We start from the raw sequence: 23,775 nt of genomic DNA, 5'->3' as shown, positions 1-23,775 counted from the left end.
CCAGAACACTGCCGTCCGGAACTCAAGCCGAGGCGCGGCCCGCCTTCAGGGAATCCTCAAGAGATCCGCAAGGAGCCCAGGCTCTAGGGTGGCCGGGTGCCCGAGCCCAGCGTGACTGTGATCAGTCTCCTGGTGCTGGCGGCACTCGCGGCGGGCTTCGTCGACGCGGTGGTCGGTGGGGGAGGCCTGATTCAGCTCCCGGCCCTGGTGATCGGCCTGCCCGGTGCCGCGCCGGTGCAGATGCTGGCCACCAACAAGCTGGCCTCCGTGTGCGGTACGACAGTCAGCTCGGCCACGTTCTATCGCCGGATCAGGCCGGACCCGAAGACGTTTCTGCCGCTGATGGCGTGTGCGTTCGCCGGCGCCCTGGGCGGCGCGCTGCTGGCCACGATGATCCCGAAGTCGGCGTTCAACCCGATCATCCTCGTCGTCCTGGTGCTGGTGGGTGCCTATGTGTTGTTCAAGCCCGACGTCGGTGAGCTGACCGAGCTGCGTTTCGCCGGGCACCGGCACACGATCCTGGCCGCACTGACCGGGTTGGCGATCGGCTTCTACGACGGCGCCCTCGGCCCGGGCACGGGCTCGTTCTTCGTGTTCACGCTGGTCGGGCTGCTCGGCTACAACTTCCTCGAGGCCTCAGCGAAGGCGAAGCTGGCCAACTGGGCGACCAATGTGGCCTCCCTGGTGATCTTCATCCCCCAGGGCGCGGTGATGTGGAAGATCGGGCTGTTGATGGGCCTGGCCAATCTCGTGGGCGGCTACCTCGGGGCGCGCGTCGCGGTCGCCAAGGGCGCCGGGTTCGTGCGGGCCTTCTTCGTGGTCGTGGTCTCCGCCTTCATCATCAAGATCGGCGGCGACGTGCTCGGGGTGTGGTCGTGAGCGCCTCCTCCTACCTGACCGTCGCGCGCAACGGCAGCGCGGAGATCGAGGTCAGGCGATCGCGGTTCCTGTGCGAGGTCGAGCGGGTTGCCGACGAGGCGGCCGCGCGCGCGGTGGTGGAGCGTGCCCGCAAGCAGCACTGGGATGCGCGGCACCACTGCTCGGCGTTCGTGCTCGGTCCGACCGGAGACGTGCAGCGGTCCTCCGACGACGGCGAACCGGCCGGCACCGCTGGCGCACCGATGCTGGAGGTGCTGCGCGGACGCGAGGTCTCCGACGTGGCGGTGGTCGTGACCCGCTGGTTCGGTGGCGTGCTCCTGGGCGCGGGCGGGCTGGTGCGGGCGTACGGCGACGCGGTGCGCGCGGCCCTCGATGAGGTGGGCACTCGACAACGCTGCTTGGTCATCGAGCACTCACTGGTCGTCGGTCATGCGGACGCCGGACGCCTCGAGACAGAGCTGCGCTCGCGCGGCATCGCTGTGCTCGACGTCGCGTACGGCGCTTCGGTGACGCTGCTGCTCGGCGTGCCTGCCGGGTCGTCGGACGCCTTCGTCGCCCAGGTCGCCGAGTTGACCGGAGGTGCGTCCGAGCCCGTCGAGGTCGGCTCCCGCTGGCAGTAGGGCGGGTCCTGAGGCAGCTCAGTCAGCGGTCAGGTAGAACCAGCGACCGGCGCGACGCTCGAAGGTGCTGCGCTCGTGGAGCACGTCGTCGCCGGCCGGCGTGCGGAAGTGCGCGCGGAACTCAACGATGCCGGAGGAGTCGGCGGGTCCACCGGCCACGACATCCACGATCTCGAGGCCGGTCCAGGTGGTGCCTGGCTGCGGCCTCGGGTCCGCCGGTCGGGTGCGGGGATGCCAGGTGCGGAAGACGTAGTCGAGGTCGCCGACCGCGTAGGCGACGTACCGCGAGCGCATCAGCTCCTCCGCGGTCTCGGCCTGCTCTGATCCGCGGTGCAACCGGCCACAGCATCCGTCGTACGACGAGCCGGAACCGCACAGGCACACCTCGACACCGAACATGCTCGTACCGTAGCGGCATGGGCTCACCGTTCTGGATCTCAGCGTTCCTCGACCTGCCGTGGTCGTCCTACGAGTCGGGCGTGATGTTCTGGAGCGAGGTCACCGGCTACCGGGTCTCGGCGCCACGCGGCGCGCGCAACGAGTTCGCCACGCTCGTGCCAGCGACGGGTGACTCCCACCTGCGGGCGCAGCGGCTCGGTGACGGCGCCGCCGGCCTCCACCTCGACCTGCACGTGAGTGACGCACGCGCCGCCGCCGGCGTGGCTGAGGCGCTCGGCGCGACCACGGTGGCCGACCACGGCTACGTGGTGCTGCGGTCCCCGGGTGGGTTCGTGTTCTGCTTCGTCGAGCACCCGTGCTCAGGCCGTGCGGCGCCCGCGGTCTGGCCGGACGGCACGGCCAGCGTCGTCGACCAGGTCTGCCTCGACATTCCGGCGTCGGCCTACGACCGGGAGTGCGCGTTCTGGGAGGCGCTCACCGGTTGGCCGCTCGATCCGCTGCCCGAGGACGACGAGTTCACGGCGTTGGAGCGTCCGGGCAGCATCCCGCTGCGGCTGCTGCTCCAGCGGCTGGGTGAGAGGTCCGGCGAGGTCCGGGCGCACTTCGACCTGGCCAGCGACGACCGAGCTGCCGAGGTGCGCCGCCATGCCGGACTCGGTGCCCAGCTGCTGGCCGAGCATCCGGGGTGGACGGTGCTGCGCGATCCCGCCGGGTCGTCGTACTGCATCACCGATCGTTCTCCGGCCCGCTGATCGCCCTGGGAGCGCACCGAAAAGGCGGTGTCCGTCGTGGGGCGACGCCGCTACGGTGAGGCCATGACCTCGATCGAACGCGTCGACCCGCCCCTGGCCGCCGACGAAGCGGCCACGCTGCGCGGTTTCCTCGACTACCACCGCGCGACCCTGCTGAGGAAGACCGACGGCCTCACGCAGGAACAGCTCAACCAGCCGCTGGCTCCCTCGGACATGACGCTGGGCGGCATGGTCAAGCACGTCGCCTTCAACGAGCACTGGTGGTTCTCCTGTGTGCTGCACGGCGCCGAGTACGCCGAGCCGTGGGCCAGCGTCGACTGGGACGCCGACTCCGACTGGGAGTGGCACACCGCCCGCGACGACACCCCCGAGCAGCTCCGTGCGTTGCTCGACGGCCACATCGCCGAGTCCGACGAGCTGATCGACCGGGCTCTGGCCGACGGCGGGCTCGACACCCTCTCCGCCCGGGCGAGCAGCAGGCGCGGCGTCCAGTTCAGCCTGCGTTGGATCATCACGCACATGATCGAGGAGTATGCCCGCCACAACGGCCATGCCGACCTGATCCGGCAGTCGATCGACGGCGCGACCGGCGAATGATCCGTGAGGCCACAGCCGAGGACTGGGCTGAGATCTGGCCGATCCTCGAGGCGGTCGTCCATGAAGGCGACACCTACGCCTACCCCACCGACCTGACCTCCGACCAGGGGCGCGCGCTCTGGTTGGAGCCGCCTCCCGGACGCACCGTCGTCCTCGAGGAGGAAGGGCGGATCCTCGGCACCGCGAAGATGGGCCCCAACCGCCCGTCTGGGGGCGCTCACATCGGGACGGCCAGCTTCATGGTCAGTGACGCGGCGCGCGGTCATGGCGTGGGCCGCCAGCTGGGGGAGCACGTGATCACCTGGCACCGTCGGCTCGGCTTCCGCGGCATCCAGTTCAATGCCGTGGTCGAGAGCAACATCGCCGCGGTCAACCTGTGGAGCGACCTCGGTTTCGAGATCATCGGCACCGTGCCCGGGGCGTTCCACTCGAGGAGTCACGGGTACGTCGGCCTGCACGTGATGTTCCTGGACCTGACGTCCTGACGTCCTGACCGCGGCCTGCCCGAGCGACCTGGCTCAGGCGGGCAGTCGCATCAACAGCATCGGCAGCAGGTCGTCCGGCAACCAGCCCGGGCGGGGGCGGATCACGAGTGTCACCCCGGCACGTTGGACCACCACCACGAAGGGTGCGCGAGACGCGGCCAGGCCGACAAGGCGGTGGCCCTCGGCACCGATCGGGGCTACCGTCGAGGTCGGAGCGGTGGGGCTCTCCCCACAGCCGAGCGCACTCGGGGGCGAGATGAGTCAGATCGACATCCGGATGTTCGGGCGGGTCCGGGTGCTTCGCGACGGCGTCGACCTCGCTCTGCCCGGTCGCCGGTTGCGTGCCCTTCTCGCGCTGCTCGCCCTGAGCCCGGGACGGGCCGTCTCGGCCGAGACCCTGGGCAGGGGCATCTGGGGGGATCCGCCCCCACAGCGCCTCAGCGGCAGCCTGCACACCTGTGTGGCCCGACTGCGCTCCGTCGTCGGCCACGACCTCATCACCACGGGATCCTCCGGCTACACCCTGCAGGTGCCGCGCGATGCGGTTGACGTGCTCCGCTTCCTCGATGCGCTCGATCCGGTAGCCGGGGAGGGCTCGACACACGAGGAGCACCGCCTGCGCCAGGCCCTCGGACTGTGGGTGGCCGAACCGTTCGGAGAGCAGCTCTCGGACTGGATCGAGCGGCACGAGCTGCCCCGGCTCGTGGAGCAGAGACTGCTCGCCCTCGAACGGCTCGTCGACCTCGACCTCGCGACGGGTCGGCAGGCCCGTTGGCTGGGGGAGCTCCGTGCCCTGGTCGAGCAACATCCGCTGCGCGAGTCGCTGTGGTTGCTCCAGCTGCGCGCCCTGCACGGCTCGGGCCGCCGCGCCGAGGCGCTCGAGAGGTACGACGACCTCCGTCAGCTGTTGAGCGAGGAGCTCGGCACCGACCCGAGCGCCGAGCTGCAGCAGATGCATCAGGTGTTGCTGCGCGAGCCGTTGCAGTCCCAGGAGTACGACGACGCCTCGACCGGCGGCGGGCCCACCCCCCGTCAGCTGCCGATGCAGGTGGCCCGGTTCATCGGGCGGGTTGCGGAGACCGCGGCCCTGGACACGCTGCTCGCCGCGAGGACGACCCCGGTCGAGCCCACTGAGGTGCTCGACGTGGCGCCTCCGGGAATCGCGGCCGTGACCGGACCGGGCGGCGTGGGCAAGACCTCCCTGGTGTTGAACTGGGCGCGACGCAACGAGTCACGCTTTCCCGACGGGCAGTTGTTCGTGAATCTCGGGGGCAACGGTGCCGGGCCCCCACTGACGCATGCCGAAGCGTTGGCCGAGCTGCTCCGTGGGCTGGGCGTGGCGGGCCATCGCGTCCCCGAGGGCATCGCCGACCGCTCGGCGCTGTTGCGCACCGAGACCACTGAGCGTCGGGTGCTCCTGGTGCTCGACGACGCTCGCGACAGCGCTCAGCTCAGGCCGCTGCTTCCCGGCAACGGCGCCACCGTCGTGATCACCAGCCGGAGCCAGCTTCGAGGGCTGACCGCCCGTGAGGGGGTTCCACGCCTGATGCTGGGGGCGATGAGCGACCAGGAGGCGGTGGCACTCCTGAGGAGCCGATTCGGCCGGGAGGCAGAGACCGCTGACCTCACCGAGCTGGCCGGACTGTGTGGTCACCTGCCGCTCGCGCTGGCGGTGGCCGCCGAGCGGGCCGGTCGTGACCATGCCTACGCCGTGACGCAGCTCAACGAGCAGCTGCGTGACGAGCGGTCCCGGCTCGACCTGCTCAGCGCGGGAGAGGAGACCAGCATCCGAGCCGTGCACGACTGGTCCTACAAGCAGCTCGACGAGCCCGCTGCGCGGATGTTCCGTCTCCTGGGCCTGCAGAGATGCGGATTCGTCAGCGCGCCCGGTGCGGCGGCGTTGGCCGGGGTCGACGAACGCGAGGCCGCCGGGCTGCTGGACCGGCTGACCGACAGCAGCCTGCTCAGCGTCGGATGGCCGGGCTGGCACCAGATCCACGACCTCACCCGCCTCTATGCGCTCAGCCGGCTGGAGGAGGCGACCGCTGCACGCGAGAAGGTCGACGGTGTCGAGCGGTTGCAGAGCTGGTACGTCCACAGCGCGCGCAACGCACGCGACGCTCTCCAGCCGGCACGCATCAACCTCGAGCTGCGGGACCCGGCACCCGGGATGACCCCGCAGGAGTTCGAGACCCCGAGGGCGGCGTACGAATGGTTGTCGGCCCACCACCGCAGCCTGTCCGTGCTGATCGCCGATGCCGTCGAGTCCGGGGCGCACAGGCTCGTCGCAGAGCTGGCACCCAGCTTGTGCGAGCGGCTCACGTTGCTCCGGGACAATGCCGGACAGATCGCCGTGTGTCGGACCCACGTCCGCGCGGCCGAGCTCGACGGTGACCCCCGCATGATCGGTCTCGCCGAGGCCCAGTTGGGCGGCGCACTGAATCGGTCCGGGCGGCTCGACGAGGCTCACGGCGCCTACGAGCGGGCCCACGCGCAGATGGTGCGGGCCGACGACCTCGAGGGCGAGATCTTCGCGCTGTCCAGGATCGGCATGAACCTGGTCACGAGTACGCGCATGGCTGAGGGGATCTCGCTGCTGGAGACCGCCCTGGACATGCGCGTCCGCGACGGAGACGGCGAGCGCGACACCGCCACCCTGAACAACCTGGCCTGGGCGCACGCCATGGAAGGGCGACTCGACGTGGCGATCCGGTATGCCGAGGAGGCGGTGGCTGGCTACCGTCGCCACGGCAATCTGCTCGGGGAGGCCAACGGCCTCGACACGTTGGCGATGGTGCAGGCGTTCCGTGGCGCGTTTCCCGAGGCGAGCAAGACCTTGGTCGAGGCGATCGACATCCACCGGTCGTTGGGCAACGTCCAGGGAGAGGTCCTGCTGCTGACCACGCTGGGCACCGTGCAGCGCGACGCCGGATGGCATCGCGACGCGTTGGAGACCTGGGGGAGCGCCCTCCGGGTGATCGACGGTGCCCCCGGCTGGATGAACTTCGATCCGGCACCCGTCATCGCGCTGCTCGACGACCTGGGGCGTACGCCGATCGTCCCGGCGCAGCGCGTCAGCGGTCAGGTCTGGCCGACCTCGATCCGCTGATCTGCGCGCACCTGGGAACCGAGTTGCCCGCCGGCGCTAGCGTGGGGGCGTGACCCAGGCACCTGACATCTCCACGCTCGGCGCCCTGCGCGCTTCCGGACACGAGTTCAAGGAAGTGCGCCAGGAGATCCGCGACAACCTGCTCAGCGCACTCGCCGAAGGACGTGACCCGTGGCCCGGACTGCACGGGTTCGAGGCCACGGTGATCCCTCAGCTCGAACGCGCGTTGATCGCCGGGCACGACGTCGTACTGCTCGGCGAACGCGGGCAGGGCAAGACCCGGATCCTGCGCACGATGGTGGGCCTGTTCGACGAGTGGACTCCCGTCATTGACGGGTCCGAGCTGGGCGAGCACCCCTACGCGCCGATCACCCCGGCCTCGATCCGCCGCGCGGCCGAGCTGGGCGACGACCTGCCGGTGGCCTGGCGACACCGCGACGAGCGGTACGCCGAGAAGCTGGCCACCCCGGACACGTCGGTGGCCGACCTGATCGGAGACGTCGACCCGATGAAGGTCGCCGAGGGGCGCTCGTTGGGTGACCCCGAGACCATTCACTTCGGCCTGATCCCGCGCAGCCACAGAGGAATCGTGGCCATCAACGAGCTGCCCGACCTGGCCGAGCGCATCCAGGTCGCAATGCTCAACGTGATGGAGGAGCGCGACATCCAGGTGCGCGGCTACGTCCTGCGGCTGCCCCTCGACGTGCTGGTGATGGCCTCGGCCAACCCCGAGGACTACACGAACCGTGGGCGCATCATCACCCCGCTCAAGGATCGGTTCGGTGCCGAGATCCGCACCCACTACCCGGTCGAGCTGGAAGCCGAGGTGGCCGTGATCCGTCAGGAGTCCCACCTCACCGCCACCGTCCCCGACCACCTGGTCGAGGTTCTCGCCCGCTTCACCCGCGCGCTGCGCGAGTCCAACGCGGTCGACCAGCGCTCCGGCGTCAGCGCCCGTTTCGCCATCGCGGGCGCGGAGACCATCGCCGCCGCCGCACTGCACCGGGCCACCGTGCGCGGCGAGGAGCACGCCGTGGCGCGCGTGGTCGACCTCGAGACCGCCGTCGACGTGCTGGGCGGCAAGATCGAGTTCGAGACCGGCGAGGAGGGCCGCGAGCACGAGATCCTCCAGCACCTGCTGCGCACCGCGGTCGCCGAGACGGTGCGAGGCCGCTTCCGCGGCATCGACTTCGCCGTGCTGATCAACGCCATCGAGCAGGGGGCTCCGATCACCACCGGCGAGCAGGTCACCGCCCGTGAGCTGCTCGAGGCGCTCCCGCCGCTGGGGGAGTCGGAGTTCTACGACACGGTCGAGAAACGCTTCGGCGCCACCAACGACGGTGAGCGGGCGAGTGCGATCGAGCTCGCGCTCGAGGGCCTCTACCTGGCCCGCAAGGTCGCCAAGGACGTCGGCGACGACGGGGAGACGGTCTACGGATGACCCGTCGCCCGGATCGTCACCGTTCGCGCTACTCGCGCTACGCGGGCGGGCCGGACCCGCTCGCGCCACCGGTCGACCTGGCCGAGGCACTCGACGCCATCGGTGAGGACGTGATGGCCGGTTACTCGCCCGAGCGGGCCATGCAGGAGTTCCTGCGCCGCGGAGGCCGGGACCAGGCCGGGCTCGACGACCTGGCCCGACGCGTGCAGGAGAAGCGCCGTGAGCTGCTGCAGCGGCACAACCTGGACGGCACCCTGCAGGAGGTGCGGGAGCTGCTCGACAGGGCGGTCCTCGAGGAGCGCAAGCAGCTGGCGCGAGACATCGGGATGGACGACGACGACCGGTCATTCCGCGAGATGCAGCTGGAGAACCTGGTGCCCTCCACCGCTGCGGCCGTCAGCGAGCTGTCGTCGTACGACTGGGCCTCATCGGAGGCCCGCGCGGACTACGAGAAGATCAAGGACCTGCTCGGTCGCGAGCTCCTCGACCAGCGCTTCGCCGGCATGAAGCAGGCGATGGAGGGGGCGACCGACGAGGACCGCGAGCGCATCAACGAGATGCTCGAGGACCTCAACGGACTTCTCGAGAAGCATGCCCGCGACGAGGACACCCCCGAGGACTTCGACGAGTTCATGGCCAAGCACGGGGAGTTCTTTCCCGAGAACCCGCAGGACATCGACGAGCTGCTCGACGCCCTGGCCCAGCGTTCGGCCGCGGCGCAGCGGATGCTCAACTCGATGACACCCGAGCAGCGTGAGGAGCTGATGCAGCTCTCCGAGCAGGCGTTCGGATCGCCGCAGCTCACCGAGCAGCTCAGCCGGCTGGACGCCAACCTGCAGGCTGCCCGGCCCGGCGAGGACTGGGGTGGCTCCGAGCAGTTCGACGGCGACCAGGGGCTGGGGCTGGGCGACGGAACCGGCGCCCTGCAGGACCTGGCCGACCTCGATGACCTGGCCGACCAGCTCGCCCAGTCGTACGCCGGCGCCCGGATGGATGATGTCGACCTTGACAAGCTGGCCCGCCAGCTCGGAGACCAGGCCGCCGTCGACGCCCGCACCCTCGCCGAGCTCGAGAAGGCGTTGCGTGACACCGGCTATCTGAAGAAGGACTCCTCGGGTCAGTACCGTCTCTCGCCCAAGGCGATGCGGCAGCTCGGCAAGGCACTGCTCAAGGACGTCGCCACTCGTCTCTCCGGTCGACAGGGTGCCCGCGACCTGCGCCACGCCGGCGCGGCGGGGGAGCGCAGTGGAGCTACCCGCGAATGGGCCTTCGGCGACACCGAGCCCTGGGACATCCCGCGGACCGTGCTCAACGCCGTACGCCGTACCGCGTCCTCGATGGTTGAGGAGCGCGGCACGAGCGCCCGTCCTGAGGTTCGCCTCGAGATCGGCGACGTCGAGGTGACCGAGACCGAGGCTCGCACCCAGGCGGCGGTGGCGCTCCTGGTCGACACGTCGTTCTCGATGGCGATGGACGGACGATGGGTGCCGATGAAGCGCACCGCCCTCGCCCTTCACACCCTGGTCAGGAGCCGGTTCCGTGGCGACCACCTGCAGCTGATCGGCTTCGGACGGCATGCCGAGGTGATGGAGATCGAGCAGCTCACCGCCCTCGACGCCTTCTGGCAGAAGGGCACGAACCTGCACCATGCGCTGCTGCTGGCCAACCGGCACTTCCGCAAGCACCCCAACGCACAGCCGGTGCTGTTGATCGTCACCGACGGCGAGCCGACCTCGCACCTGGAGCCGAACGGCGAGGTCTACTTCGACTATCCGCCGCACCCGTTGACGATCGCCTACTCCGTGCGCGAGCTCGACAACGCCGGACGCCTGGGCGCGCAGACCACGTTCTTCCGTCTCGGGGACGACCCCGGCCTGGCCCGCTTCATCGACTCCATGGCCAAGCGTGTCGACGGCCGCGTGGTGGCGCCCGAGCTCGACGACCTCGGGGCGGCCGTCGTGGGTTCCTACCTGGGCTCGCGCGGTCCGCGCGACCGGTCAGGTGGTGGGTTCGGCGGTGGCTTCGGAGGGTGGGGCGGCCGCGGATTCTGGGTCGACGAGTGACCCGTCACCAGTCCTGCCTCGCGATGGGTCCGCCGTCTGGTTGAGTGGCAGCCATGACGGTGTGGATCGAGGCCGGCCTCTGGGGGCTGCTGGCCGGTGGGGCCCTGGTGCTGGGCGCCTGCGTGGCGTGGTTCGTGCGCGTGCCGCGCTCTGTCGTCGCCTCGGTGATGGCCTTCGGTGCCGGCGTCCTGATCTCGGCGTTGTCGTTCGACCTGGTCGATGAGGCTGAGCAGATCGGCGGGCTCTGGCCGACCGTGGCCGGCTTCCTCGGCGGAGCGGTGGTCTACGTCGCGGCGAACATCGCGCTGGCCCGCCGGGGAGCCCGGCACCGCAAGCGCTCTGGTGAACTCCAGTCCTCCGAGGAGGAGCAGACAGGCAGTGGTACGGCGATCGCGGTCGGCGCGCTGCTCGACGGCGTCCCCGAGTCGGTGGTGCTCGGTGTCTCGCTCCTCGGTGGCGGTGGGGTGGCGCTCCCGGTGTTGGCCGCGATCTTCATCTCCAACGTGCCCGAGGGCCTGTCCAGCTCAGCCGGCATGAAGGCCAACGGGCGAAGTGCCCGCTACGTCTTCGGCGTGTGGATCGGCATCGCGGTGGCCAGCGGGGCGGCCGGTCTGCTCGGAGCGCTCCTGCTCGACGGGGCGGCCCCGGAGGCGATCGCCGTGATCACCGCCGTCGCGGCCGGCGCGATCCTGGCGATGGTGGCCGACACGATGATCCCGGAGGCGTTCGAGCGCACCCACCTGTACGCCGGACTGATCGCCACGCTCGGCTTCATCACCGCGTTCGTGATCGAACGCGCGTGATCTGACTGCGTCCTGCCTCCGTGCGTCGAGAAGGTCTCCGTCGAAGGTCTCCGGGTTCAGCCGTCCGTGTCGTCGCGGGCTGCATCGGCGAGCCGGCTGAGCTCCTCGCCCATCCGGGTGATCACCGCCTGCAGCGCCTTGACCGGGCGGATCATCACGGTGAAGTCGGTGATCAGACCGTCGTCGTTCCAGGTGATGCGGTCGATCCCGGAGACCTCGAGCCCGTCGACGACCGTGTGGAACTCGAGGATGGCCTCTCTCTCGCGAGTCCACTCGTCGACGTACTGCAGCTCGGGGCCGAGGATGGTGACCGCGCCGGCCAGATAGAGGTGGACCAGGTCGCGACCCTCCTGTGGTGCGTGCACGGCGGGCGAGCGGAAGACGGCATCGTCGGCGATCAGGTCGCGCAGGCCACTCGGGTCGCGGGTCTCGACGAGCTCGTGCCAGCGGGCCAGGCCGATTTCGGCGGGAGTGCTCATGCACGTCAGCCTGCCAGATGGCCCGTCGCAGCGCAGCCGGCCTGCGTATCCTGACGCGATGGAGATCGAGTTCACCGGGCCGGTGGTCGAGTGGCGCGGGCCGGCTCCCTTCCATTTCGTGGTGCTCCCAGAAGAGGCTGCCGAGGTGGTCGACGACGTGAAGGCCGCAGTGGCCTATTGGGGCGTGGTCCCGGTGGTCGCCACGATCGGGCGCACCGACTTCACGACGTCCATGTTTCCCCGCGAGGGCACGTGGTTCCTGCCGGTCAAGGATGCTGTACGCCGGGCGGAGCGGGTGGTGCTCGGCGACACCGTCGACGTGCGGTTGTCGATCGACGCCTGATCAGACCTCGGGGATCGCCCCGAACCTGCGCACCTCCTGTGGCCAGCCGCAGCCCACGGCGACCTTGCCCGCCCACATCTTCGCGGTCTCGTCGTCGGGCACGTCGATGATGGTCAACCCGCCCAGGAACTCGGTGGTCTCGACGTAGGGGCCGTCGGTGACCGCCAGCGGGCCGCTGGTGTCGTCGGCGTGGTAGATCGGGGCGTCCTCCTCGAGGCCGCCGGCGAAGACGACCACGCCGGCCTCCTGCATCTCGCGGTAGACCGCCATCGAGGGCTTCACGCGGCCTTCGAACCACTCCTCGGGGTGGTCGCCGACCCACTGCTGGTTGAAGTAGATGAGGTACTGGGCCATGTCTGCTCCTGGAGTCGTGGCGGACCCGGTGCCCGCCTCCACCTCAATGACGGACGACGTGAGATGGAATCGACACGATCATGCAGGAAACTTCACGCCGGTGTTGGCGTGGCAGCGGTAGCCGAACGGGTTCTTGGCGAGGTACTGCTGGTGCACGTCCTCGGCGTAGTAGTACGTCGGCGCCGGGCGGACCTCTGTCGTGACCGATCCGAGGCCGCGACGCTCCAGCTCTTCGCCGTACTTCTTCGACAGCTCGATCGCCGTCTCGCGCTGCGCCTCGCTGAGCGTGTAGAGGGCGGAGCGGTACTGGGTGCCGACGTCGTTGCCCTGCCGCATGCCCTGGGTCGGGTCGTGGACCTCGAAGAACGTCTTGACCAGGTCGGCGTACGAGATCACGTCGGGGTCGAAGACGACGCGCACGGCCTCGGTGTGGCCGGTCATGCCCGAGCAGACCTCCTCGTACGACGGATGCGGGGTGGAGCCTCCTGCATAGCCCACGGAGGTCGACCACACGCCGTCCTTCTGCCAGTAGATCTCCTCGGCACCCCAGAAGCAGCCGAGGCCGAAGACGGCGACCTCGAACCCGTCGGGCACCTCGTCGGTGACGACCGGGGCGTCGAGGACGACGTGCTTGTCGGCCAGGTTGAACCAGGCTTCGGTGCGGCCGGGCAGGGCGCGCTCAGGGGTGACCATCTCGGACTTGTTGCGGCCGAACACGGGCGTCTCCTCGGTCAGGCGGATGGGGGTCGTGCTTCCAGTGTCTCCAACAAGGCAAGGGCGCGAATCGTTCCCGTCGCCCCTCATCTCGACCGGAGGGTGCACAGGACGGTGCGATCGGCATCGCTGTCGGGGATCACGCGCACCGTGGTGCCGATCCGCCAGGGTGGGGGCGTCTGGAGGTTCGTGCCCTTCTCCCCGGGAATGTAGGACGGCACCCGGAACTGCTCGATTCCCACGCCCCGCATGGCGTCGCGGCACAGTTCTTCGGCGAGGTCACTGTCGATCTCCCGGACGGTCTCCGGGGATTCGGCGTAGTGCTGGGACAGCTCGTTGATCGCGACGCTGCCACCGATCACCGTCAGCATGGCGACACCGGCCCACAGCCAGGCGAGCCGGCCACGTCGCGCGTCCGGGTCGTCCGGCGGTCCGACGGGGGACAGGCCGGGTTCCTCGTTGACGTGAACCGGATCGATCATGGGCGCCCCTCTGACCCCATCTTCGTCCGATGCCCGGCCGACGACAAGGCCCACACCACCGCCCCTCGCCGGGCCCGACCCTCGCCGCTACAGTCGAACCCGTGAGCACTCAGGAACACGCCGACAAGTCAGGTTTCGAGACGCGTGCGATCCACGCCGGCTATGAACCCGATCCGATGACCGGTGCGGTGATCCCGCCGATCTACGCAACCAGCACCTACAAGCAGGACGGCGTCGGCGGCATGCGCGGCGGCTACGAGTACAGCCGCTCGGGCAACCCGACCCGCACCGCCCTCGAGGGCGTGATCGCCGCTCTGGAACAGGGTGAGCGCGGCTTCGCCTTCGCCTCCGGACTCGCCGCCGAGGACACGCTGCTGCGTGCCGTGTGCCGGCCCGGGGACCACGTGGTGATCCCCGACGACGCGTACGGCGGCACCTACCGGCTGTTCGACAAGGTGGCCAAGGTGTGGGGCCTGGACCACAGCCCGGCGGCGGTGTCCGACGTCGACGCCGTCCGTGCCGCGATCGTGCCCGGCAAGACCAAGGTCGTGTGGGTCGAGACGCCGACCAACCCGCTGCTCAACATCGGTGACATCGAGGCCTTGGCGTCGGTGGCCCACGACGCCGGCGCCCTGCTGGTCGTCGACAACACCTTCGCCTCGCCGTACCTCCAGCAGCCGATCACGCTCGGCGCGGACGTGGTCGTGCACTCCACCACCAAGTACTGCGGCGGTCACTCCGACGTCGTGGGCGGTGCCCTCGTCGTGCGCGATCTCGAGATCGCCGACCAGGTCGCCTTCCACCAGAACTCCATGGGCGCGGTGCCCGGGCCGTTCGACGCGTTCCTCACCCACCGCGGTCTCAAGACCCTCGGCGTCCGCATGGACCGGCACTGCGACAACGCCGAGAAGGTCGTCGAGTTCCTCACCGGCCATGCCAAGGTCGCCCAGGTGATCTACCCCGGCCTCGAGGAGCACCCCGGCCACGCCGTCGCCTCCAAGCAGATGAAGCGGTACGGCGGCATCGTGTCCTTCCGGGTCGCCGGTGGGGAGCAGCAGGCCCTCGACGTCTGCGCGAAGGCCGAGGTCTTCACACTGGGCGAGTCGCTCGGCGGCGTCGAGTCGCTGATCGAGCACCCGGGGCGGATGACCCACGCGTCCGTGGCCGGAACCGACCTCGAGGTCCCGGCCGACCTGGTCCGGCTCAGCGTCGGCATCGAGACCGCCGACGACCTGATCGCGGATCTCGACCGTGCCCTCGGCTGACCTGGTGCCGGGGGTCGGCCTGTTGGGCGCCGTGGGCGCCGTGTCCGTGACATAGCCTTGGCGACCGTGAGCAACGAAGCTGACGACAACGACCAGCCCGAGGCCGACCAGGCGACCCCTGGCGAGGTCGCAGAGGACGAGCCGAGGCGGCGCACCAAGCTGTTGGGACGCTCGCGTGACCGTGAGGATGACCGCGACGGGGACGACGAGGAGTCGATCTCCGAGCGGTTGACCCAGCAGTTCGCCCACCAGTGGGCGCTGCTGCGGGCCGACCGCCGGAGCGAACCCGCCCCGATCGAGGCCGGGCCCTCGAACTTCAACCGGGCCCAGGTGCCGTGGGCGTTGGACCTCGCGGCGGCCTGGGCGTGGCGGTTCCTGATCATCTCGGCCGCGGGACTGGCCGTCCTGTGGGTGCTGGCCTACTTCGCGGTGATCACGCTGCCTCTGGTCATCGCGCTGCTGATCGCAGCCCTCGCCGCGCCGGTCGTGCGCGGTCTGGCCAAGGTCGGGGTGCCGCGCGCACTCGGTGCAGGACTGGTGGTGATCGGCGGCATCGCCTCCGTCGGCGCGCTGCTCACCTTCGTCAGCCGCGAGGTGATCCGCGGCGGCACCCAGCTGGCCGACCAGGTCGTGGTCGGCATCGAGAAGATCCGCAACTGGCTCCAGGACGGTCCGTTGCATGCGAGCGACTCGCAGATCAACGGCTGGCTCGAAGAGGTGCAGAAGTCCATCGCGGAGCGGTCGAAGGACACCGAGGTCCTCGCTCACGTCAGCGAGTTCGGCACTGCGCTGGGTCATGTGCTGGCCGGGTTCTTCATCGTCCTGTTCGCCACCTTCTTCTTCCTCGCCGACGGTGACCGCATCTGGTCCTGGGTGGTGCGCATGTTCCCGCGGGCGTCGCGCGAGCGCGTCGACTCCTCGGGGCGGGTCGCGTGGGTCTCGCTGACCCAGTTCGTGCGCGCCACGGTGGTCGTGGCCCTGGTGGACGCGATCGGCATCATGATCGTGGCCGCGATCCTCGATCTGCCCCTGGTCCTGCCGATCGGTGTCCTGGTCTTCCTCGGCGCGTTCGTGCCGATGATCGGAGCCACCATCGCCGGTTCCGTGGCCGTGCTGGTCGCCCTGGTCGCCCAGGGCCCGTTCACCGCGTTGATCATGCTCGGCGGTGTGATCCTGGTCCAACAGATCGAGGGCCACATCCTCCAGCCGTTCCTGATGGGCCGCTTCGTCTCCGTCCACCCGCTCGGCGTCATCATCGCGATCGGCTGCGGGGTCATCGTCGCGGGAGTCGCGGGCGCGCTGGTCGCCGTACCGCTGGCTGCCGTCATCAACGCCGTGGTGCAGCACCTGGCCTCGTTCACCGAGGTCGGCGAGGATCCGGTCGAGGTCCTCGACACCGAGTTGGAAGCAGCCGGACGGGAACCCGGAACGTCTCGGGACGGCGCGGCTCTCGCGGACGGAGCAGACAAGTGACCGAGATTCCCACCGTGACCCTGGCCGACATCGAGGCCGCGCGTACGGCGCTCGAGGGGGTCGCCGTGCACACCCCGATGGAGGAGTCCCGCTGGCTCTCGGCGCTGGCCGGCGGACCGATCAGCCTCAAGTGCGAGAACCTCCAGCGCACCGGTTCCTTCAAGATCCGTGGCGCCTACCTGCGCATCTCGAGGCTCAGCGCCGAGGAGCGCGCACACGGCGTGGTCGCGGCATCGGCCGGGAACCACGCCCAGGGCGTCGCACTGGCCGCGCAGCTGCTGGGCATCAAGTCGACCGTCTTCATGCCGGAGGGCGCCCCGATCCCCAAGGAGCGGGCCACCCGCGCCTACGGCGCCGAGGTGATCTTCCACGGCAAGTACATCGACCAGGCCCTCGAGGCGGCTCGGGAGTTCGCCGAGCGGACCGGGGCCGTGCTGATCCACCCGTTCGACCACGCCGACATCGTCGCAGGCCAGGGCACCACCGGCCTCGAGATCCTGGAGCAGGAGCCGCAGGTCCGCACGGTGCTGGTCCCGGCCGGTGGCGGCGGGCTCGTGGCCGGCATCGCCACGGCGATCAAGGCGCTGCGGCCCGACGTACGCGTCGTCGGTGTGCAGGCCGAAGGAGCCGCGGCCATCCCCGGGTCATTGGCCCACGGGTCGCCGGTGGCATTGGAGTCGATGGCCACGATGGCCGACGGCATCGCCGTGGGCCGTCCCGGTGACGTGCCGTTCCGCGCGATCCAGCAGCACGTCGACGAGGTGATCACGGTCTCCGAGGAGTCGCTCTCACGCGCACTCCTGGCCCTGGTCGAGCGGGCCAAGATGGTCGTCGAACCCGCCGGCGCAGCGGCCGTGGCCGCCGTACTCGACAACCCGAGGGCCTTCGAGACACCGGCTGTTGCGGTGCTCTCGGGCGGCAACATCGACCCGCTGCTGCTGGGCAAGGTGATCCGGCACGGCATGGCCGCCGACAGTCGCTATCTCAACCTGCGCGTGTGCATCCCTGACGTGCCGGGTGGGCTGGCCAAGTTGCTCGGTGAGCTGGCCGCGACCCAGGCCAACGTGCTCGAGGTGGCGCACGAGCGCATCTCACCCTCGCTCAACCTCGACGAGGTCGAGGTGCACCTGCAGCTCGAGACCCGGGGCGCGACCCACGCAGAGGTCGTCCTCACCCGACTCCGGGAACGCGGCTACACCGTCTACGAGTAACCGGTCCCGACAACGCGACAGTCCCCAACGATCCGCAGACGGAGGGACCTCCGGGACCTGCCAGACGTTGGGGACTGTCGGTGAAGATCAGGCGGTGTAGGGCTTTGCGTCGAGGATCTCGACCTTCAGCTCCTTGCCGTTGGGCGCGCTGTAGGTGACCGTGTCGCCCTTCGAGCTGCCGTTGATCGCGGCACCCATGGCCGACTCGGGGGAGTAGACCGTGAGGTCGTCGCCCTCGTTGAGGTTCTCGCGCGCACCGAGCAGGAAGGTCTCGTCCTCGTCGAAGTCGAGAAGCTTGACGCTGACCACCATGCCGGGCTCGACGACACCGTCGTCGGGCGGCACCTCGCCGACCTCGGCGCGACGCAGCATGTCCTCGAGCTGGCGGATGCGGGCCTCCTGCTTGCCCTGCTCGTCCTTGGCCGCGTGGTAGCCGCTGTTCTCCTTGAGGTCGCCCTCGTCGCGGGCAGCGGAAATCTTCTCGATGATCTCTTGGCGGAGCGGGCCCTTGAGATTCTCCAGCTCGGCCTGGAGCTTGTCGTAAGCGTCCTGGGTCAGCCAGATCGTTCCCTGCTCAGTCATGGTGCAACTCCTGCGTGCAGTGCGGATGGGGCAGTGCGGTTGGGGATGGCTCGGGCGGTGTGGGGGACGCACACAACCGCGGAAAGGGCACACGTGCCTGCTCCGTCGGCAGCACGTCATAGTCCCTGCTCGAGGTGTCGAAAGAATGAGTTTAGCAAAACTGCCCGAGTGCGGCACGTCCTTGCCGGTTCGCCCGGCCGCTCAGCCCGGCCGCTCGGCCCGCCTGCTCAGCCCGGCCGGTCAGCCGGGTCGGTTCTGGCCGGGTGCGGTGCAACCGACCAGCTCCACCGAGGTCGCCTCACGCTCGGTGCGGATCTCGACGTCGTTGCGCCCGTCGACCGGCGTGAAGTTCTCCTCGCCGACCACGACATGGTCGGCGGCCAGGGCACGGACCTTGCATCTCGCGTCGACGTCCTCGGCGAGGTGCACCTGCACGACGACCTCGGCCTTGTGCGCGTCCACCACCTTGTACGTCGACAGGTCCGAGGAGACCTCGGGCGTGGAGTGGAACCAGACGATCCAGCCCAGCCAGACCAGGAACGCGACGCCCAGGACGGCAGACACCGCCAGCAGCAGGGCTCGCTGGCGCGGCCGGTTCGTTCCGTACCGCTCGGACAGGTCAACACTCACGCGCGCCATCGTCCCACCTAGAATCATGGGATGCAGACCCCGCCCCCCACGGACTCCGACCGCCTGCGACTGATGCACGTGCACGCCCACCCCGACGACGAGTCGAGCAAGGGTGCCGCCACGACCGCGAAGTACGTCGCCGAAGGGGTCGACGTGCACGTGGTCACCTGCACCGGCGGCGAGCGCGGCTCGGTGCTCAACCCGCGGATGGACCGCCCCGACGTGCTCGCGAACATCACCGAGATCCGCCGCCGCGAGATGGAGACCGCCCGCGACATCCTCGGGATCACCCAGGACTGGCTCGGGTTCGTCGACTCCGGCTGGCCCGAGGGCGACCCGAAGCCGCCACTTCCCGAGGGCTGCTTCGCCCTGGAGGACGTTGCGGAAGCGGCCGCACCACTGGTCCGGCTGATCCGCGAGTTCCGGCCGCACGTCGTGACGACGTACGACGAGAAGGGCGGCTACCCGCACCCCGACCACATCCAGTGCCACAACATCTCCATGGTCGCCTTCGAGGCCGCCGGTGACCCGGAGCGCTACCCGGAGGCGGGCCCGGCCTGGCAGCCGATGAAGCTCTACTACCAGCACGGGTTCAACCGCCCGCGCACCGTCGCGATCTCCGAGGCGATGGACGCAGCCGGTCTGGAGTCACCGTGGAAGGAGCGCCTGGCCACCTGGAAGCCCGACCCCGAGCACGACGCGCGCATCACCACGCGGGTCCCGTGTGGGGAGTTCTTCGACGTACGCGATCGTGCGTTGCTCGCACACGCCACCCAGATCGACCCCGACGGCCACTGGTTCGCGGTGCCGTTGGACCTCCAGCAGCGTGTGTGGCCCACCGAGGAGTTCGAGCTCGTGGTCAGCCATGTCGAGTCGACGCTGCCCGAGGACGACCTCTTCGCCGGCATCCGCGGCACTGCTGGGAGACTGACGTCATGACTGACATGCTCCTCTCCCTCGTCCTCGTCGCCAAGGACACCACCAAGATCCCCGAGGACAAGGACGTCGTCGCTGGGTGGCTCGGCTTCGGAGTGTTCATCGCCCTGATCGTCGCGGTCGCGCTGCTGTGCTGGAGCCTGACCCGTCAGCTGCGCAAGACCAAGGCGGCCAAGGATGCCGGGGTCTTCGGTGACGAGCCGGTCAACGACCGGAACAACGAGGACCACGACACCGAGGCGTGAACGGCTGCCCGCACGCTCCTCACAGCACGAGCTCGGGGCGCACCCGCTTGGCCGACCAGACCCGTTGCTTGCGGGCGACTCTGCTGGTGACCAGCAAGGCGGCCAGGCCCCAGGCGGCGATGACCAGTACGTCGGTGAGCACCCGCGCCTCGAGTCCGCCGTACATCAGCTGTCGCAGCCCGTCGACGGCGTAGCTCATCGGCAACAGGTGGTGCAGGACGTAGAGCGGTTCGGGGATGGTCTGCCACGGGAACGTGCCTCCGCAGGTGACCAGCTGCAGCACCATCAGCACCAGACCGAGGAACTGCCCGGCCGAGCCGAGGAGCGCGTTCAGGGCGTGCACGATGGCGATGAACGCGGCCGAGGTGAGCATCAGGAACAGCAGCGTGGTGGGTATGTGCACCGGTGTCACGTCGAGCGCGAAGGTGACCACGCCGAGCACGACCACCATCTGCAGCAGCCCGATCAGCATCGGCGGGAACCAGCCCCCCAGGGCCACCCGCAGCGGGGTCTGGTTGGCGGCAAGGGCTCGCTGGGAGAGCGGCCGGACGAGCATGAACAGGACGTAGCCCCCGATCCACGCCGAGAGGGCGAGGAAGAACGGGGCAAGACCTGCGCCGTACGTCGCCGCCTCGGCCTGTGAGCTCGACCGGACGTCGACCGGGTCCCCGATCGTGCTGGCGACCCGCGTACGGGCCTGTGCATCCATGCTCGGCACCTGCTCGGCCCCGTTGCGCAGACCGTTGCGCAGCTTGACCGCACCCTGGCGCAGCTTCCCGACGCCGGTGTCGAGTCGAGAGGCGCCGGTCTCCAGGCGATCGGCGCCCTCGCCGAGCCGGTCGGCGCCGGTGGCGAGCCTGGTGGCGCCGTCGTGCGCCTGCGAGATGCCCTGCACCAGGCGAGGTACGGCGTTCGCGAGCTGCTCGTTTCCGTCGGCCACGGCATCCGCGCCGGCCGCGAGCTTGTTGAGCTTCCCCTTGACCAGCTGGGCCTTCGCGTCGGCGTCGCGCAGCGGTTGCCCCAGCCGGTCGTAGATCCGCAGCGCACGGGTGCGTTGCGCTGGGGTCAGCCCGGCTGCACGAAGCTCGTCGGAGAGGTCGGCGCGGGTGTCGCGGTAGCGGGTGCGGACGTCGCCCACCGCGGAGGCGGCGAGTCGGCCGTAGGAGGCGATGGTGGCGTCGCCGTCGGCCACCCGGCGGGCGCCGTTCGCCAGTTTGCGGCTCTGGCCGGGCAACGGGGCGACCTTGCTCTCGACGGTGCCCAACCCGGTGGCCAGCGTGTCGGCGCCGTCCGCGAGCTGGTCGGTGCCGTCGGCGAGCTCGCTGGCACCGTTCGTCAGCTTCGTGGCTCCACGGCCGGCCTCGCTGAGCCCGTCGACGAGCTTGTCGGCGCCGTTGGCGCCCTTGACCAGGCCGGTGCGCAGGTCGGCGATGCCGAGCAGGAACGTCTCGGTGGCCTCCTTCGACACGCGGGTCGCGATCGCGTCGCGCACCTTGTCGGTGACGGTGTTGGCGATCGTCGTGGAGAGATAGGAGTTGGCGTCGTTGGTGATCATCTGCAGCCGCGCCTGCTCCGGGTCGGCGGTGCCGGCACTGGTCAGCGACGTGGAGAAGTCCCGGGGGATCGCCAGTGCGAAGTCGTAGCGGCCCTCGTGGACGCCTTGCTCGGCCTCCTCCCGGCTGACCTCCTGCCAGTCGAAGTCCTTGCGTTCGAGGAGGTCGTCGGCCACGTCGCGTCCGGCCTGCATCTCATCGCCGGCGGTGTCCTTGGCGCCGGTGTCCTCGACGACGAGGGCGGCCGGCACGTGGTCGAGGTTCGCGTAGGGGTCGTGGTTCGCATAGAGGTAGAGACCGGCGTACAGAGTGGGGATCAGCACCATCGCCAGCACCGCGACCTTCGGCAGCCGGCCCGCGGTGATGCGTCGCAGCTCGGTCAGGGCAATGCGCAGGGACGTCATCGGGCAACCCCCTCGGGTCCGATCGGGAAGCGGTGGACGTCGCAGGGAAGGTCGACGGCCGCGCTCGCGGTGACCAGCACGCCGAGACCGTCGGACGCCAGGGAGCGAGCCAGGTCCAGCCACGACCCCGGGGGCAGCCCGTGACGCTCGGGGTAGGTGATCACCAGGAAGCGCACGCCGGGTCGTTGCGCGGCCAGCCGGGCCAGGGCGCCGACCCGGGCACCGGCAGGTACGTCGTCCATGGCGGCGTCGGCGTGCTCCGTCATGGTGGCGTCGGCCAGCCAGCGGGCGACGGCCTTGCTCGAGGCTTTGCGCCGAGCCATCGCCAGCTCCTCGCCGACGATGGTGCGCAAGGGGACGCTGTCGTCGGGTTCGCTCACACCGGGGACGTCGACGAGCGCGACCGCGCGTTGCAGGGCGGCCGGGCTCTGGCTGCCGTCGAGCGTGACCTGTCCCGCTGCCAGCGGGAGCCGACCGGCGAGGGTCAGGGCCAGTGCGGTGTGTCCGCTGCCGGGTCGCCCGACCGCGACGGCGATCTCTCCCTCGGCCAACGACAGCGTGGTGCGGGGGAGCAGCACGGACTTGTTCTGGTGGGCCTCGACGTCGTCGGCGTGCAGGCCGGCGCCCGGATCGGGCTCGGGGTCGGCGGACCGTGAGAAGCGGGCCGCGTCGGCGGGACCCGACCGGACGGTGGTGCCCCCGGGGACGACCGTGGTGCGACGCAGCCCGCTGGCCTCCAGCACCTTCTGGCTCGCGCGATTGTCGAGGGCGGCGTGCCCGATGATCGTGCCCAGGCCCAGCGTGGTGAGGCCGTGGTCGACCACCAGTCGTGAGGCCTGCGTGGTCAGGCCCTTCCCCCGACCGGCCGGATGGGTCCAGTAGCCGATCTCGGCCCTGTCGCCGGGCTCGATGTCGAAGAGGTTGATCGCCCCGATCAGGGCGTCGGTGTCGGGGTCCGCGACCGCCCACGTGACCGCCGTGCCGGAATCGGCTCTCCGTCTGCAGTCGGCCAACCATGCGCGGGCGTCGTCCTCGCCGTACGGCAACGGCATCCGGCCCAGCCACTTCTGGGTGACTGGGTCCGCGCAGGCCTCCACGATGCGGGGGATGTCGGACTCGCGGAGCTCACGCAGGACGACGTCGTCACCGGTCAGGACCGGCGGGTCGGGTGCCGTGCCGGGCTCGGCTCGATGGTGGGGGTGGTCGGGTGCAGTCATCGGCTTCCTTCCACGGACAACCAGTCGTTGCGAGACTTTCGGAGTCTGTCATCGATGCTTGGCCCGACCACGTACGGTCGAACCATGTCTCGCATCGTTGTCATCGGCGGCCACGGCAAGGTGGCCCTGCACCTGGGCCGCATCCTCACTGAATCCGGGCACCACGTGAGCTCGGTGATCCGCAACCCCGACCACGCGGGCGACGTCTCCGCAACCGGTGCCACCCCGGTGGTCGCCGACATCGAGGCGCTCGACGTCGATGCCCTGGTCGAGCTGGTCGCCGGCCACGACGCCGTGGTGTTCTCCGCCGGCGCCGGTGGGGGCAGTCCCGAGCGCACCTATGCCGTCGACCGTGACGCCGCGATCCGCGTCGTCGATGCCTCCGCGCAGGCCGAGGTACGCCGGTTCGTGATGGTGTCCTACTTCGGCGCCGGGCCCGACCACGGCGTGCCCGAGAGCGAGCCGTTCTTCCACTACGCCGAGGCGAAGGCCGCCGCCGACGAGCACCTGCGGGCCTCCACGCTGGACTGGACCGTCCTCGGTCCGAGCGGCCTCACCCTCGAGCCGGCCACTGGGCAGATCGAACTCGGCCCCGAGGCCGCCAAGGCCACGGTCTCCCGCGAGAACGTGGCGCTGGTGGTCGCGGCAGCGTTGGACGACGACGCCACGATCCGGCGCACGATCGAGTTCAACGACGGCGAGACGCCGATCGCCGAGGCGCTGGCCCGCACCTGAGGGT

At 70.0% G+C, this 23,775-nt stretch carries 25 protein-coding genes; 16 read left to right on the top strand and 9 right to left on the bottom strand.

The genetic code is table 11. The features are described 5' to 3' along the window. The first annotated feature begins 96 nt into the window (after positions 1–96). Entirely contained in the window at positions 97–879 is a 783-nt protein-coding gene (locus NJ4_RS13375; RefSeq protein WP_067435796.1) for a sulfite exporter TauE/SafE family protein, read from the top strand. Beyond that, entirely contained in the window at positions 876–1,499 is a 624-nt protein-coding gene (locus NJ4_RS13370; protein WP_067435866.1) for a YigZ family protein, read from the top strand. The genes NJ4_RS13375 and NJ4_RS13370 overlap by 4 nt, the downstream gene beginning before the upstream one ends. A gap of 18 nt (positions 1,500–1,517) precedes the next feature. Here the strand turns inward: NJ4_RS13370 and NJ4_RS13365 are convergent, their stop codons facing one another. Continuing rightward, positions 1,518–1,898, bottom strand: a complete 381-nt coding sequence (locus NJ4_RS13365; protein ID WP_067435794.1) for a YchJ family protein — start codon at positions 1,896–1,898, stop codon at positions 1,518–1,520. A gap of 17 nt (positions 1,899–1,915) precedes the next feature. On the opposite strand from NJ4_RS13365, the gene NJ4_RS13360 reads away from it, so the two are divergent. The 7 genes from NJ4_RS13360 (at position 1,916) to NJ4_RS13330 (ending at position 11,148) form a co-directional block, all read left to right on the top strand. Next, complete coding sequence (locus NJ4_RS13360; protein ID WP_067435792.1) at positions 1,916–2,650, top strand: VOC family protein; 735 nt, start codon at positions 1,916–1,918, stop codon at positions 2,648–2,650. 63 nt (positions 2,651–2,713) lie between these two features. Beyond that, a complete protein-coding gene (locus tag NJ4_RS13355) occupies positions 2,714–3,247 on the top strand; it encodes a DinB family protein (RefSeq protein WP_067435863.1) in 534 nt (177 codons plus the stop codon). Next, positions 3,244–3,732, top strand: a complete 489-nt coding sequence (locus NJ4_RS13350; protein ID WP_067435790.1) for a GNAT family N-acetyltransferase — start codon at positions 3,244–3,246, stop codon at positions 3,730–3,732. Before NJ4_RS13355 ends, NJ4_RS13350 begins: the two co-directional genes overlap by 4 nt. 256 nt (positions 3,733–3,988) lie before the next feature. Next, the gene (locus NJ4_RS13345) at positions 3,989–6,841 is read left to right on the top strand and encodes an AfsR/SARP family transcriptional regulator (protein ID WP_067435788.1); all 2,853 of its coding nucleotides are present in this window, start codon (positions 3,989–3,991) and stop codon (positions 6,839–6,841) included. 49 nt (positions 6,842–6,890) lie between these two features. After that, positions 6,891–8,282 (top strand): MoxR family ATPase, encoded by a 1,392-nt coding sequence (locus NJ4_RS13340; RefSeq protein WP_067435784.1) that lies wholly within the window; start codon positions 6,891–6,893, stop codon positions 8,280–8,282. Beyond that, positions 8,279–10,345, top strand: coding sequence for a vWA domain-containing protein (locus NJ4_RS13335; RefSeq protein ID WP_067435781.1), 2,067 nt, complete (start codon positions 8,279–8,281; stop codon positions 10,343–10,345). Before NJ4_RS13340 ends, NJ4_RS13335 begins: the two co-directional genes overlap by 4 nt. 53 nt (positions 10,346–10,398) lie before the next feature. Next, positions 10,399–11,148, top strand: coding sequence for a ZIP family metal transporter (locus tag NJ4_RS13330; protein WP_067435778.1), 750 nt, complete (start codon positions 10,399–10,401; stop codon positions 11,146–11,148). A gap of 56 nt (positions 11,149–11,204) precedes the next feature. On the opposite strand, the gene NJ4_RS13325 is transcribed toward NJ4_RS13330, so the two are convergent. Further along, a complete protein-coding gene (locus NJ4_RS13325; RefSeq protein ID WP_067435775.1) occupies positions 11,205–11,627 on the bottom strand; it encodes a nuclear transport factor 2 family protein in 423 nt (140 codons plus the stop codon). Between the two features lie 58 nt (positions 11,628–11,685). On the opposite strand from NJ4_RS13325, the gene NJ4_RS13320 reads away from it, so the two are divergent. Continuing rightward, entirely contained in the window at positions 11,686–11,970 is a 285-nt protein-coding gene (locus tag NJ4_RS13320; RefSeq protein ID WP_067435773.1) for a DUF1905 domain-containing protein, read from the top strand. On the opposite strand, the gene NJ4_RS13315 is transcribed toward NJ4_RS13320, so the two are convergent. From NJ4_RS13315 to NJ4_RS13305, 3 genes are all read right to left on the bottom strand, one after another. Continuing rightward, entirely contained in the window at positions 11,971–12,324 is a 354-nt protein-coding gene (locus NJ4_RS13315) for a YciI family protein (protein WP_067435770.1), read from the bottom strand. 78 nt (positions 12,325–12,402) lie between these two features. Beyond that, positions 12,403–13,041, bottom strand: a complete 639-nt coding sequence (msrA, locus tag NJ4_RS13310) for a peptide-methionine (S)-S-oxide reductase MsrA (protein ID WP_067435766.1) — start codon at positions 13,039–13,041, stop codon at positions 12,403–12,405. An 83-nt stretch (positions 13,042–13,124) separates the two neighbouring features. Continuing rightward, on the bottom strand, positions 13,125–13,520 hold the full coding sequence (locus NJ4_RS13305) for a hypothetical protein (RefSeq protein ID WP_067435764.1): 396 nt from the start codon (positions 13,518–13,520) through the stop codon (positions 13,125–13,127). A gap of 101 nt (positions 13,521–13,621) precedes the next feature. On the opposite strand from NJ4_RS13305, the gene NJ4_RS13300 reads away from it, so the two are divergent. From NJ4_RS13300 to ilvA, 3 genes are all read left to right on the top strand, one after another. Next, the gene (locus NJ4_RS13300; RefSeq protein WP_245644561.1) at positions 13,622–14,785 is read left to right on the top strand and encodes a cystathionine gamma-synthase; all 1,164 of its coding nucleotides are present in this window, start codon (positions 13,622–13,624) and stop codon (positions 14,783–14,785) included. Positions 14,786–14,851: 66 nt separating this feature from the next. Next, positions 14,852–16,258 (top strand): AI-2E family transporter, encoded by a 1,407-nt coding sequence (locus NJ4_RS13295; RefSeq protein WP_245644560.1) that lies wholly within the window; start codon positions 14,852–14,854, stop codon positions 16,256–16,258. After that, positions 16,255–17,469, top strand: a complete 1,215-nt coding sequence (gene ilvA, locus NJ4_RS13290; protein WP_082748542.1) for a threonine ammonia-lyase — start codon at positions 16,255–16,257, stop codon at positions 17,467–17,469. Before NJ4_RS13295 ends, ilvA begins: the two co-directional genes overlap by 4 nt. A gap of 87 nt (positions 17,470–17,556) precedes the next feature. Here ilvA and greA read toward each other — a convergent pair whose 3' ends face one another. Next, entirely contained in the window at positions 17,557–18,051 is a 495-nt protein-coding gene (gene greA, locus NJ4_RS13285) for a transcription elongation factor GreA (protein WP_067435758.1), read from the bottom strand. A gap of 240 nt (positions 18,052–18,291) precedes the next feature. After that, a complete protein-coding gene (locus NJ4_RS13280) occupies positions 18,292–18,681 on the bottom strand; it encodes a DUF4307 domain-containing protein (protein ID WP_169799258.1) in 390 nt (129 codons plus the stop codon). A 30-nt stretch (positions 18,682–18,711) separates the two neighbouring features. Between NJ4_RS13280 and mca the strand changes: the two genes are divergently transcribed. Further along, the gene (gene mca / locus NJ4_RS13275; RefSeq protein ID WP_067435752.1) at positions 18,712–19,620 is read left to right on the top strand and encodes a mycothiol conjugate amidase Mca; all 909 of its coding nucleotides are present in this window, start codon (positions 18,712–18,714) and stop codon (positions 19,618–19,620) included. Then, positions 19,617–19,862 (top strand): hypothetical protein, encoded by a 246-nt coding sequence (locus tag NJ4_RS13270; protein WP_067435749.1) that lies wholly within the window; start codon positions 19,617–19,619, stop codon positions 19,860–19,862. Before mca ends, NJ4_RS13270 begins: the two co-directional genes overlap by 4 nt. 19 nt (positions 19,863–19,881) lie before the next feature. Here NJ4_RS13270 and NJ4_RS13265 read toward each other — a convergent pair whose 3' ends face one another. Continuing rightward, positions 19,882–21,819, bottom strand: coding sequence for a YhgE/Pip domain-containing protein (locus NJ4_RS13265; RefSeq protein WP_067435746.1), 1,938 nt, complete (start codon positions 21,817–21,819; stop codon positions 19,882–19,884). Beyond that, positions 21,816–23,036 carry a GNAT family N-acetyltransferase gene (locus NJ4_RS13260; protein ID WP_067435744.1) on the bottom strand — a complete coding sequence of 407 codons (1,221 nt, stop codon included), beginning with the start codon at positions 23,034–23,036 and terminating at the stop codon, positions 21,816–21,818. The genes NJ4_RS13265 and NJ4_RS13260 overlap by 4 nt, the downstream gene beginning before the upstream one ends. 84 nt (positions 23,037–23,120) lie before the next feature. Between NJ4_RS13260 and NJ4_RS13255 the strand changes: the two genes are divergently transcribed. After that, on the top strand, positions 23,121–23,771 hold the full coding sequence (locus NJ4_RS13255; protein WP_067435741.1) for an SDR family oxidoreductase: 651 nt from the start codon (positions 23,121–23,123) through the stop codon (positions 23,769–23,771). Positions 23,772–23,775: the final 4 nt, after the last annotated feature.

It is taken from the genome of Nocardioides jensenii JCM 1364 = NBRC 14755 (assembly GCF_001552535.1).
GTDB lineage: Bacteria > Actinomycetota > Actinomycetes > Propionibacteriales > Nocardioidaceae > Nocardioides > Nocardioides jensenii.
This window is presented reverse-complemented; position numbering and strand designations above follow the sequence as displayed.